At 57.9% G+C, this 12,035-nt stretch carries 13 protein-coding genes; 5 read left to right on the top strand and 8 right to left on the bottom strand.

Going from position 1 to position 12,035, the window contains the following annotated elements:
- Positions 1-63: 63 nt before the first annotated feature.
- The 3 genes from IEW17_RS08060 to IEW17_RS08050 all read left to right on the top strand — a co-directional run bounded on the left by IEW17_RS08060 (position 64) and on the right by IEW17_RS08050 (position 2,937).
- On the top strand, positions 64-411 hold the full coding sequence (locus IEW17_RS08060) for a HesB/IscA family protein (protein ID WP_035566984.1): 348 nt from the start codon (positions 64-66) through the stop codon (positions 409-411).
- A 100-nt stretch (positions 412-511) separates the two neighbouring features.
- Positions 512-2,704 carry a penicillin acylase family protein gene (locus IEW17_RS08055; RefSeq protein WP_188561524.1) on the top strand — a complete coding sequence of 731 codons (2,193 nt, stop codon included), beginning with the start codon at positions 512-514 and terminating at the stop codon, positions 2,702-2,704.
- Between the two features lie 53 nt (positions 2,705-2,757).
- Positions 2,758-2,937 (top strand): hypothetical protein, encoded by a 180-nt coding sequence (locus IEW17_RS08050; RefSeq protein WP_188561523.1) that lies wholly within the window; start codon positions 2,758-2,760, stop codon positions 2,935-2,937.
- Between the two features lie 255 nt (positions 2,938-3,192).
- Here IEW17_RS08050 and IEW17_RS08045 read toward each other — a convergent pair whose 3' ends face one another.
- The 7 genes from IEW17_RS08045 to IEW17_RS08015 form a co-directional block, all read right to left on the bottom strand.
- Positions 3,193-3,699 carry a cupin domain-containing protein gene (locus IEW17_RS08045; RefSeq protein WP_188561522.1) on the bottom strand — a complete coding sequence of 169 codons (507 nt, stop codon included), beginning with the start codon at positions 3,697-3,699 and terminating at the stop codon, positions 3,193-3,195.
- Positions 3,700-3,737: 38 nt separating this feature from the next.
- Entirely contained in the window at positions 3,738-4,394 is a 657-nt protein-coding gene (locus IEW17_RS08040) for a hypothetical protein (RefSeq protein ID WP_188561521.1), read from the bottom strand.
- A gap of 36 nt (positions 4,395-4,430) precedes the next feature.
- Entirely contained in the window at positions 4,431-5,321 is an 891-nt protein-coding gene (locus IEW17_RS08035) for a ChaN family lipoprotein (RefSeq protein ID WP_188561520.1), read from the bottom strand.
- Between the two features lie 130 nt (positions 5,322-5,451).
- Entirely contained in the window at positions 5,452-6,849 is a 1,398-nt protein-coding gene (locus IEW17_RS08030; RefSeq protein WP_188561519.1) for an ABC transporter permease, read from the bottom strand.
- 146 nt (positions 6,850-6,995) lie between these two features.
- Positions 6,996-7,934, bottom strand: coding sequence for an ABC transporter ATP-binding protein (locus tag IEW17_RS08025; RefSeq protein ID WP_188561518.1), 939 nt, complete (start codon positions 7,932-7,934; stop codon positions 6,996-6,998).
- Positions 7,935-7,984: 50 nt separating this feature from the next.
- Positions 7,985-8,638: a hypothetical protein gene (locus IEW17_RS08020; RefSeq protein ID WP_188561517.1), complete on the bottom strand. Its 654-nt coding sequence runs from the start codon at positions 8,636-8,638 to the stop codon at positions 7,985-7,987.
- Positions 8,639-8,655: 17 nt separating this feature from the next.
- Entirely contained in the window at positions 8,656-9,165 is a 510-nt protein-coding gene (locus tag IEW17_RS08015; RefSeq protein ID WP_188561516.1) for an RNA polymerase sigma factor, read from the bottom strand.
- A 163-nt stretch (positions 9,166-9,328) separates the two neighbouring features.
- Here IEW17_RS08015 and IEW17_RS08010 point away from each other — a divergent pair, with 163 nt between their 5' ends.
- Positions 9,329-9,625, top strand: a complete 297-nt coding sequence (locus tag IEW17_RS08010) for a hypothetical protein (RefSeq protein WP_188561515.1) — start codon at positions 9,329-9,331, stop codon at positions 9,623-9,625.
- A gap of 45 nt (positions 9,626-9,670) precedes the next feature.
- Entirely contained in the window at positions 9,671-10,570 is a 900-nt protein-coding gene (locus IEW17_RS08005; protein WP_188561514.1) for a TraB/GumN family protein, read from the top strand.
- A 230-nt stretch (positions 10,571-10,800) separates the two neighbouring features.
- Here IEW17_RS08005 and dnaJ read toward each other — a convergent pair whose 3' ends face one another.
- Complete coding sequence (dnaJ, locus tag IEW17_RS08000) at positions 10,801-11,940, bottom strand: molecular chaperone DnaJ (RefSeq protein ID WP_188561513.1); 1,140 nt, start codon at positions 11,938-11,940, stop codon at positions 10,801-10,803.
- Between the last annotated feature and the right edge of the window lie 95 nt (positions 11,941-12,035).

The following is a 12,035-nucleotide window of genomic DNA, read 5'->3' as shown; positions in this document are numbered from 1 at the left end:
CGCGAGCTACTCCGGTAGCTGCTGTATCTTTGCATCCCTCTCGCTTTAAACCGTCATTACATTATGGCTTCTGTTGCCACCCTCGCCCCCATTACCCTTACCGACCGCGCCGTAGTGGAGGTGAAAAACATCATCCAGGAAAAAAACGTCCCGGCCGATTACGGCCTGCGCATTGGTGTGCAGGGCGGCGGCTGCTCGGGCATGAGCTACCTGCTCGGCTTCGACAAAGCCAAGGATGCCGACGAAACCTACGACCTCGATGGCCTCAAGCTCATTATGGATAAAAAGCACGCCATGTACGTGCTGGGCATGGAAGTTGACTTTCAAGATGGCCTCAACGCCCGCGGCTTTGTATTCAACAACCCCCAGGCCAAAAGCACCTGCGGCTGCGGCTCGTCGTTCTCGGCCTAGTACCCGCCAGCATTTTGCGTCACTGATTTGTGAGCCCCGAACCTTTTGGTCGGGGCTTTTTCGTTTTCTTTGGGTTGACATTTTAATTAACCCGGCTACTATGCGGCATTCCCTATCGCTCCTTCTGTGCCTGCTGGCGCTGACTACCCAGGCGCAAAAATTCACCAAAGCAGAAGTGGCCCGCTGGCAGCAGCAGGCCCAGCAAGTCCAGATTATTCGCGATACCTGGGGCGTGCCGCATATTTATGGCAAGACCGATGCCGACGCAGTGTTCGGCCTGCTCTACTCGCAGTGCGAGGACGATTTCAACCGCGTCGAAACCAATTACCTTGATGCCATCGGCCGCCTGGCCGAAGTGGAGGGCGAAAAGGAGTTGTACCACGACCTGCGCGCCCGCCTCTTTATGGATACTACGCAAGCAATTGCCATCTACAAAAAAAGCCCGGCCGACCTGAAAAAATTACTCGAAGCCTTCGCCGACGGCACCAACTATTACCTGGCCACTCACCCCACGGTGCAGCCTCGGCTGCTACGCCGTTTCCAGCCCTGGATGCCGCTCATGTTCAGCGAGGGCAGCATTGGCGGCAACATCAGCGTAGTATCGGTGGGCCGGCTAAAGTCGTTTTACGGACAGAAAAAGTCCAGCTCCTGGATTGATGCCGACGCCGGGCGCAAGGACCGGGACGAGATTGGGTCGAATGGCTTTGCCGTTGGGCCGGGCAAAAGCGCCAACGGCCACGCCTTGCTGCTCATCAACCCGCACACGTCGTTCTACTTCCGTTCCGAGGTGCAGATGGTGAGCGAGCAGGGCCTGAATGCCTACGGCGCCGTGACCTGGGGCCAGTTTTTTGTCTACCAGGGCTTCAACCAGCACTGCGGCTGGATGCACACTTCCAGCAGCGCCGACTCGATGGACGAGTACCTCGAAACCATCGAGAAAAAAGGCGGCGCATTTTACTACAAATACGACGGCAAGCTACGCCCCGTGGTGGTGCAAAAAGTGTCGCTGCCCTACAAAGAAGGCGGCCAGCTGCTGCGCAAGGAGTTCACCACCTACCGCACCCACCACGGCCCTGTGGTGGGCCAGAAATCCGAGACGCAATGGGTAGCCGTGCGCATGATGAACGAGCCCCTCGCGGCGTTGCGGCAGTCCTACCTGCGCACCAAGGCCCGGGACTACCCCAGCTTTCAGGAGGTAATGAAGCTGAACGGCAACGCCTCGAACAACACCGTATTTGCCGATACCAAGGGCAATACGGCCTATTGGCACGGCAACTACATGCCCAAGCGCAGCCCCAAGTTCGACTGGAACCAGCCCGTGGACGGCAGCACCTCGGCCACCGAGTGGCAGGGCTTTCACGGGGTGAACGAGCTGGTGCAGGTACACAACCCGGCCAGTGGCTTCATCCAGAATTGCAATTCCACGCCCTTCACCGTGTCCGGTTCCAGCAGCCCGGCCGCCGCCAAATACCCCGCCTACATGGCCCCCGATGCCGAAAACTACCGCGGCCTCAACGCTGCACGCGTGCTCGGCAGCAAAGCCAGCTTCACCCTCGACACCCTGGTTGCGGCCGCCAACGACCCGCACCTCACCGCCTTCGACGACCTGCTGCCACCGCTGCTGGCCGCCTACCAGCCCACCGCGGCCGAAAAGGCGACCCCAGCCGTGGCCGAAGCCGTCGGGCTGCTGCGCGCCTGGAACCGCGGCTACAGCCAAACCTCGGTGGCCCAAACGGTGGCCATCTACTGGGCCGAGCGGATTCAGGCCCTGGTTCGCGCCCGCGTGCCGGCCGCCCAGCCTCAGCTCGACTACATCGCCTTCACCCGTTTTGCAATGAGCAGCACCACACCGCAGGAAAAAATCGCCACCTTGGCCGAAACCCTCGACGACCTCACCCGCGACTTCGGCACCTGGAAGATGCCTTGGGGTGAAGTCAACCGCTTCCAGCGCCTCACCGGCCGCGTGGCGGAAACCTACGACGACCAGCAGCCTAGCCTACCGGTGGCCTTCACGTCGGCCAACTGGGGCTCGCTGGCTTCGTTCAAGGCGCAGGCTTACCCGGGCACCAAAAAGCGCTACGGCGACATCGGCAACAGCTTCGTGGCCGTGGTCGATTTCGGCCCGCGCATCGTGGCCCGCTCCGTGATGACGGGTGGGCAGAGCAGCCGGCCCGGCACCCCGCACTTCACCGACCAGGCCGCTCTATATTGCAAGGGCCAGTTTAAGGAAGTGCGCTTTTACCCGGAAGACGTGAAGGCGCACGCCGAAAAAACGTACCATCCGGGCGAGTAATTTGCCACCGTATCTACCCACCAGCCTCTTGCCTCAACTCATTCAGCAGCCCTATGGACATTAAATATCTTTCCGACGACAAAGGCAAAATTACCGGCGTTTTCATCCCGATTGAGGAATGGGAACGAATGCAAAAGCAGTACAACATCAGCGAAACCGCCCCGGCCGATTCCGGCGCCAAGTTGCAGCAGTCGCTGGCCGAGGCCCTGAAAAAGGTCAAGCCCGAGGAATAGCCGCCGACACGATTCAGGATTTAATCAACCGTTTTGAGCATAAAAAAAGCCCGGGTCTGCCGGGCTTTTTTTATGCTCAAAACGGTTGATTAAAGTGCCCACGCATAAGTAACCGGATAAAGAAGAACGTCATTCCAAGCCTGCCGAGGAATCTCGCTCGCGCCAGTAGGCGGCGCGGATGACTCCGGCGAAATTCCTCGGCAAGCTCGGAATGACGTTCTTTTTAGTTGACTACGGTTACTTGTGCACGACTGCTTAGCGCCCAAAATCGTCCTGCACGCGCACGATGTCGTCCTCATCCGAGGGATTGCCGGCATCGGTGTGCTGCCAGATTTCGGCCAGTACGCCCCAGCCTTCGAGGCCCACCAAGCGGTGCCGCTCGCCTTGTTTCAGCACGATGCGCTCGCCCACTGCGTAGCTTTTCACTTCGCCCTGCTCATCGGTGTCGCTGGTGGCTACGCCCACGGGACCCTGCACCACCTGCCAGATTTCGGCGCGGCGGTGGTGGTACTGCCAGCTCAGGCGCTGCCCGGGAGCCACCAGCAACACCTTGGGACTGAGCTTGCCAGAAATCTTCAGTTCCTCCACCGAAAGACCATCGAAATAAGTGTTGGCAAAATTCTGGGCCTGGTCTTCCTGAATGACGAAAAAACCGCCCCATGGGCGCGTTTGGTCCTCTCTGGCAATGGTGAATCCTTGTTTTTGAAGCTTCGCGGCTACCTGCTGAAATAGGTCTTGTTTCTGGGTGTCGGTACTAGGCATGAGTGAATAAATGAGTGAGGCTGTTTGGGGCCAACAATTTACGATTGCACACGCCAGCTTCGCTCTAACTGCATTTTAGATTGCTCAACCGCAAACCATGTCGAGGCATCCGCCTCATTGGGGTAATCAGTTGATTGTAAACACGGGTTTTCAGCCACGATGTAATGAAAGTAAAACTGCTCGCCCATTACCAAAACAGGAATTTGGGTGAACAGGCCACACGCGGTTATTGTGGTTACCTCCATTTCGTATTTCGACAATAGGGTTTCAAATCGTGCTGGCATATGGTCACTAATTGATGCCCGATAAGCCATTGCATCCTCATCTTCTGTACCAATGTGCATTTGGCGGGTGCCGTTTTCGAACTCAACTGCAATCAGATTTTGTCCCGTTGCCGCTCCGCATTGCACGACTGTATTTGTTGCCTGCAACGCTATGCTGAAGCTAAGTTGCTCGCTGCCTGCGTTCCGTTTGCTAAGGTAAAAAAGCCACGCTTGTGCAGATTCAACCTGCATTCCTGCTGGTAGCCAGTCAAAATAGGGAGCTATTTTTTTAATCACCACCTCGTAATCAGCAGTGACAAGAACACCCTTTTTATTTTCTTCCGCGAATAACTGGTTGCTTGAATTTATCAGCAACTCAAGTGGCCCCAGCTGCGACTGATATATTTCTTTGAAGATGCATGAATATTTCATTTCCTGCTCGCTTATGTTTTATGCTTGAGCCTTAAATTAATACGTTTTACTGGCATCCACCGGCACCACCACCACAAAATCAGCCACGTTCACCTGCTCCTTGTCCAGCGTCTGAAGCTGCTCCTGGGTCACTACGCTGAGGGTGCGCACGCGGAGCTTGGGCGCATACTGACGCAAGTAGGCCCCGATGCCGTCGTGGTTATCGGAGTGGTAGCTACCGTTGAAGTGAAGCAGGATTTGGCCATCCTGGCGGCTGGTTTGGATGAAGTGGGCCATGGTGGCATCTTTCAGCGCCTGGGCCTGGATGATGTTCTGGGCCCCGCCGCCGTGGGCTTTGCCATCGCCGCCGAACATGGCGGCCATGTTTTTGTAGCCGGGCAAGTCGTAGTCAACCTTCAGCGGCAGCGGCGCGAGTAGGGCGCGGTCGGCTGCCGGAATTTTATCGAGGGCGGTGAGGCTGCGCTGGGCCACGACTCTGGCAAAGGAACGCGGGGCGTTGGTACCCACCACGGGCACCCGGTTTTCGCGGGCCAGCTGCAGCAGCGGGCGATAGTCGGTATCATAGTTGGGCCACGGACGAGCCTGACGCAGGAAAGCGGTATCGGCCAGCATGCCGGCGGCATATTGCGCTACCAGCGGCTGCACGTCACGCTCAAACATTTCCATCCCCAGCACCAGTTGGCCGGGCTTCTTCAGCTTCAGCAGGTCCTTAGTCACCTGCAATTCCAACCAGTGGGCGACGGCATCGTTGTGCTGCTCACCGAAGAGCACGACATCGGCCTGCGCCAGTTCCTGCATCATCTGGTCGTAATCGGCGGGTTGGCCGGCGGCGGTGAAAAGACGGTAGGCCGGCCGGTCGCCGGTGAAGGCGAGGCCGGTGAAAGCCAGACAAAGAATGAGAAATGAGCGGAACAAGGCGGTTGTCATACTACGAAAGAACGTCATGCGGAGCGAAGTCAAAGCGTCTCCACCGCGCCGCTAACTGATTTTAGCGTTGTGGCAAAGATGCCCTGACAAGCGCCGCATGACGTTCAAGGTTTTCCTGAATACAACAACGCTACCCCTTATAGAACATCCACTTACCCAGCTCCTTGTAGGTCACCTTCTTGCCGTACATCAAAACCCCCACGCGGTAGATGCGGGCCGCCACCCACACCGTGCCGATGAAACCCAGAATGAGCAGCCCGATGGACAGCGCCAGCTGCCACGCCGGCACGCCGAAGGGCAGGCGGATGACCATGGCAATGGGCGAGGTCAGGGGAATCATCGACATCCAGAAAGCCACCGGCCCGTCGGGGTTGCGCAGAATCACCGATACGCCCACGACATAGCTCAGGATGAGCGGCATGGTAATCGGAAACATGAACTGCTGGGTATCGGTCTGGTCGTCCACGGCCGCCCCCACGGCCCCAAACAGCGCCCCGTAGAGCAGGTAGCCACCCAGAAAGTACACGATGAAGCCGAACAGAATAGTGCCCAAGGGCAAATCGCCCAGCGTTTTAAAGATATTGAAGCGGCCAGCGGGGTTCGATTGCTCCGTTTGCTTGCTGATGCCACGGTCGAAGCCTTCGGCGGCGCTTTGCGGCTCGTCGTTGGCGGCTGCCGTGGCACTGGTGCCGGGGGCGGGCGTCGGGGTGGCGGCCACTTCGGTTTTGGGCTTGTCATCGCGCATCAGGATGGGCATCAGCAGCGACGACACCCCAAACGACAGCAGGCCCCACAGCAGGAACTGCGTGAGCCCAACGGCCGCAATGCCCACAATTTTGCCCATCATCAGGTCAAACGGCTTCACCGACGACAGCATCACCTCCATAATCCGGCTCGACTTCTCCTCCCCCACCCCGCGCATAATCTGCACGCCGTAGATGAAGATGAACATGTAAATAGCCAGCGCCAGCACGTAGGCCATGCCCGAAGTGGCCAGGGCGTTGCTATCGGCCTCCTTACCGGTGTCGTCGAGGCTGATGGTTTGCAGGCTGACTTTGGAGCGCAGGCGGTCGAGCTGCTCCTGCGAAAGACCGGACTTCTGCATTTTCAGCTCCGAAAACGCTTTGTTCAGGGCGGTTTCCACGGCCAGCTGCTTTTTCAGGCTGATGTTGCCTTTGCCGTAGAACTGCACGCCCGCGGGCTTTTCCACATCCAGCCCGGCCGGCAGGTAGAGCAAGCCGTCGTGCTTGGCTTTTTGAAAGCCTTTTTTGGCGTTGGCAAGGCTTTCAGTCGTGCTTTCGAAGCGCAGCTGTGACGTGCCTACCAACCGGCTAGTCAGGTTGAGGCCGCTGTCATCGCGCACCTCCACCACGTCGGTGCTGTCGTTATCAGAACTGGCAATTTTAACGATAAAGAAGCCGAAGCCGGCCAGTAGCAGCGGCACGGCCAGGGTCAGGACGATAAATGCTTTTTTGCGGACCCGGGTCAGGTATTCGCGTTGGGCAACGAGTAAGAATTTAGAGACCATGATTGTTGTTTTATGTTATCCTGAGCATGTTGCGAATGAAGCAAGGTCGAAGGACCTCATCCCACCCGCAACTGCTGGAATCTGTAATTAGAATTGCCAATATCAGTCGCCGCGAGCGGCTGACTGCGTGGGCACGACAGACGAGTTTAAGCGGTTTCTTCCACCAGCGTTTCGGGCATGGTTTCGCGCACGCGCCGGATAAAAATCTCATTGATGCTCGGAATCTGCTCCCGAAACGCCTCCACTTCCACATTGGTAATGAGGTAGCGCAGCAAGTCGTTGGGCCGCACGCCGGCGTGCAGCTGCACCCGGGCGTAGAAATGGCCGTTTTCGCGTTCCGACTGCTCCACCACTTCAAAGTCGGGATGCACCACCATCAGCTTGCCCCGGCCTTCCACCTCGTAGGTATTGGTTTTGAACTGGTCCCGAATCACGCCAATGGGACCGTCCAGCACCTTGCGCGAGCGGTTTATCAGGGCAATATTGTCGCACAATTCCTCCACCGACTCCATGCGGTGCGTCGAGAAAATAATGGTCGCGCCTTGCTTGCGCAGGTCCAGAATTTCGTCTTTAATCAGGTTGGCGTTGATGGGGTCGAAGCCCGAGAACGGCTCATCCAGAATAATCAGCTTGGGCTCGTGCAGCACCGTGGCAATAAACTGCACCTTCTGCTGCATGCCCTTGCTCAGGTCCTCCACGTTCTTATTAGCCCATTCCTTTATCTCGAATCGGCTCAGCCACTGCTTGATGCGGGCCGTAGCATCGGCGCGGCTCAGGCCCCGCAGCCGCGCCAGGTAAAGCAGCTGCTCGCCTACTTTCATCTTTTTGTAGAGGCCGCGCTCTTCGGGCAGGTAGCCAATTTGGGCAATGTGCGAGGGATTCAGCCGCTCGCCCCGAAACCGGATTTCACCCTCATCGGCCCCCGTAATCTGGGTGATGATGCGGATGAGCGAGGTTTTGCCCGCGCCGTTGGGCCCGAGCAGGCCGAAGATGCTGCCTTCGGGAATTTCCAGGCTCACGCCTGAGAGGGCAACGTGGTTGGCGTAGGCCTTGTGCACGTCGATGGCTTCCAGTATTGGTTTCACAGAGAAAAAGGGTTGATTGACGGATTAAATGTAGCCGAATGGACGGAATATCAGCCGGCCGGCTCGTCGCTCAGCTCGCGCAGGCTGGCTTCGAGGCGGTCGAGGTGCTGGCCGTAGAGGTACTGGAGGTACCAGCGCGTACCGTACACAGTGCCCACTTGCAGCAGGGCGCCACCCACCAGCATCACTGCGGTCATGATGCCAAGCGCTTCCCAATCAACGACATAGCCTGGCGTCAGCCGGCTGTGGGCGTACTCCTTGCTTACGGCGAAGCCCAGCCCCATCAGGAACCCGAAAGGCCCTGTTGCCAGCGTGAGGCGGTAGTAGAAGCGCAGCAGTTGCCGCAGCCCGGCACAAAGCTGGCTCAGGTGTTGGCGCACCTGCGTTTCGGCGTGGGCCATGCGCTGTAGCAGTCCCAGCTTGAGGTAGTAGTAATACAACATACCTACGGCCAGCACCAGCATGAACTTACCCCAAAGCTGAAGGGGCAGCTCGTCAGCGTAAACAATGTCAGTGTAAACAATGTAAGCCGGCAGCAACATAATTACCAGCACAGTCAGTCCAGCTTCCAGACGGGCGTTACGGCGCATTTTCTCAACCAAGCTAGTAGAGCGGTGCTTGAGCAGTTGTTTCAGGCTCGTTTCGGTCAGGTCGGCCGTGGGTGGCGCCTGCTGCCAGCGCCGGCGGAGTTCATCAAGTTCCATAAAAAGAGGTGGTTACGTTAGGCCGGCTGGCCCATGAGCGTGCGAAGCTTGTCCTGAACGCGGTGCATTTTCACGCGCACATTATTCTGGGTGATGCCGAGGATATCGGCCATCTCATCATAAGGCCGGTCTTCGAGGTACAGCAGCACAAAGGCCTTATCGACCTCCGACAAGCGGCCAATGGCCCGGTACAACACGGCCCGGTCGTCGGCATCAAAGTCGGAGTCCGACGTTTGCGCCACGGCCAAGGCTTCGGCATCCAACTCGCCCGGCGCGGGGCGGCGGGTGCGCTGGCGCAGGTTCGAAATGGCCACGTTCAGCGCAATGCGGTAGAGCCAGGTACTCAGCTTGGCTCCCGGCTGCGGCACGTAGCGCGGCCACGCCCGCCACAGCTGCAGCACCATTTCCTGAAATAAGTCCTGCCGGTCGTCGGCATCCTGGCAGTACAGGCGCGCCACGCGCCGCAGCAGCGGCTGGTACTCGTGCAGTACGGCAACAAAATCAGCAGATGGAGCAGCGGAAGACATGCAGGGGAAAGATTTCCGAAAGTTAATCGCAGCGGCAAACCCCGGCATTACAGCGCCAAGCCGAATAATATTGCGAATATATATTTTATCTGGGTGGATGTAATGCCAGCCGCAGATGGACGATGAATGACCCAAAGCAACGGCTATCATCCAAATCTGCCTCATGAAAAAACCAAACGTCATTGCCAGTATCGCCTTCGGCTTGGGGAGCGTTTCTCAGCTCGTGGTCGGCTATTACTTCGCCGCGCTGGCTGCAGGCCTATTTGCCGGTGCCCTACTGCTCTCTGATGTGTCCGATGGTTCTCCTGCAGCCCGGGTTGCTGTGAAGCCACTTTTAACCTGGTGCCGCTTGACTTCCTTGCTATTGCTGGGTGCCTCTATCGGCCTTTTCAGCTACGACATAGGCCGCGCCTTGCATCAAGCCACACACAAACCAACCGCCGAAACGCAAGCCAGATAACCGACTCACGCCTTCCAATTTTCTCATCTTTTTTCTGCAAAAAAAATGCGCCTTCTAACCCTTTCACTGGCCGCCGCTTTGTTAGTAGCCAGCCCCCTGGCCCACGCCCAAAAAGCAGCTAGAACCACCCAATCAACACCCGTCGCCGCTTCCACCAAATCTCTGCTTTGGGAAATTTCGGGCAACAAGCTGGCCAAGCCGTCCTATGTGTTTGGGACTATTCACCTGCTCTGCGCCGACGACCTCAAAGTGAGCGAGGCAGTTAAAAGAGCCGTCGGCAACTCGCAGCAAGTGGCCCTGGAGCTGGACATGGACAGCCCCACGATGGGCGAAGAAATGCGCAGTCGGCTCACGCTGCCCGCCGGCCAAACCGTGCAAGGCTGCATGACCAAGGAGGAATACGCCGTGGTGAACGACTATTATACCAACGAGCTGAAAATGCCTTTTGCCCAGATGGGCTCCATGAAGCCGCTCTTGCTCTCCAGTTTGCTCTACTCCAAAATGTTGGGCTGCCCGGTGGGAAGCTACGAAATGGCGTTAGTCGAAATTGCCAAAGCCAAGCAGCTGGAAGTCATTGGCCTAGAAACGGTGGCCGAACAAATGAGCCTGTTCGACAATATTCCGTGCGACAAGCAGGCCCACCTGCTGTCCGATATGGTGGTGAAGCGCGCCGAAGCCCAGCAGGAATTCCGCGACCTGCTTCAGCTCTACCAAGCCCAGGACGTAGAGGGCCTCCTGAAAAAGTCGATGGGCAGCAAATTCGGCCTGCAAGAGTACGAAGACCAGCTCGTCACCGCCCGCAACAAGCGCTGGATACCGCTCATGGCGCAGCAAGCGCTCAGCAAACCAACCTTTTTTGCCGTGGGCGCGGCCCACTTGGGCGGCCCCAGCGGCGTGCTGGCGCTACTTCGCCAGCAAGGTTACCAAGTGAAGCCGTTGCTGTAAGCACCAATGCCAGCCTAGAGCAGTTTCGGAGTTCGTGTACGTAGGCGATGTAGCGTGGACTCTGCGAGTCCGCGCCCGGCCCGACCTACACGCGGACTCGCAGAGTCCACGCTACACGTACACTAACCCCGGAACCGCTCTAGCTCAATTTTGAAAAATGCCAAGAGGCATTAAGCAGAAAAGCCCGCCTTCCTCAATTGGAAAGCGGGCTTTTCTGCCTCTGAAGGACCTTAAGCAAAGTATTCTTTCACTTTCTCGAAGAAGCCCTTCTCATTCTTGCCGGGGTGCGGCGTGAAGTTGTCCGAATCGCGCAGCTTCTCCAGCAGCTCACGCTCTTGGTTGCTCACGTTCTTGGGCGTCCACACGTTCAGGTGGATGAGCTGGTCACCGCGGCCGTAGCCATTCAGGTCCTTGATGCCCTTACCGCGCAGACGCAGAATTTTGCCGGGCTGGGTGCCCGGGTCCACCTTAATTTTTACCTTGCCCTCAATGGTAGGCACCTCCAGGCTCGCGCCCAGAGCCGCATCCACGAAGGAGATGTACTGCTCAAACATGATGTTGTTGCCGTCGCGCTTCAGGAATTCGTGCGGCTCCTCCTCAATCTGAATCAGCAGGTCGCCGGGCACGCCGCCGCGCTCGGGAAAGTTGCCTTTACCGCTCATACTCAGCTGCATGTCGTTGGCCACGCCCGCCGGGATGTTGATGGGAATCACTTCCTCGTGCAGCTGCCGGCCTTCGCCCTTGCACACGTCGCAGGTGCTCACAATGGTTTTGCCTTCGCCGTTGCAGGTGGGGCAGGTACTGCTGCTCACCATCTGGCCGAGCATGGTGTTCACCACGCGCTTAGTCTGGCCCTGGCCCTGGCAGGTGGAGCAGGTTTTAAGGTCGGTGCCGTTTTTAGCGCCGGTACCGCTGCACGGCGTGCAGGCCACGTAGCGCTTCACCTTGATTTTCTTCTCTACGCCGTTGGCGATTTCCTCCAGGTCGAGCTTCAGCTTAATACGCAGGTTCGAGCCCTTGCGCTGCCGCCGTCCGCCGCCCTGCCGCCCGCCGCCGAAGAAACCATCGCCGCCGCCGAAAATATCGCCGAACTGCGAGAAGATGTCCTCCATGTTCTGCGGCCCGCCACCGCCGCCGCCGTTGCCCATGCCCTGATGGCCGTACCGGTCGTATCGGGCGCGCTTTTCAGCGTGGCTGAGCACTTCGTAAGCCTCGGCCGCCTCCTTAAACTTGTCTTCGGCCGACGGGTCGTCGGGGTTCTTGTCGGGGTGGAACTTGATGGCCATCTTCCGGTAAGCCGACTTGATTTCGTCCGCGGCCGCGTTTTTGGCAATGCCTAGTATCTCGTAATAATCGCGCTTCGTAGCCATTTTCTCCTTTAAGAATCGTCTGTCATCCTGAGCATTTTGCGCATAAAGCAAAGTCGAAGGACCTTATCACTTTTGCGTCGAATTGATTACTGCAA

Origin of the sequence: Hymenobacter frigidus (genome assembly GCF_014640435.1) — a bacterium.
Lineage (GTDB): Bacteria > Bacteroidota > Bacteroidia > Cytophagales > Hymenobacteraceae > Hymenobacter > Hymenobacter frigidus.
This window is presented reverse-complemented; position numbering and strand designations above follow the sequence as displayed.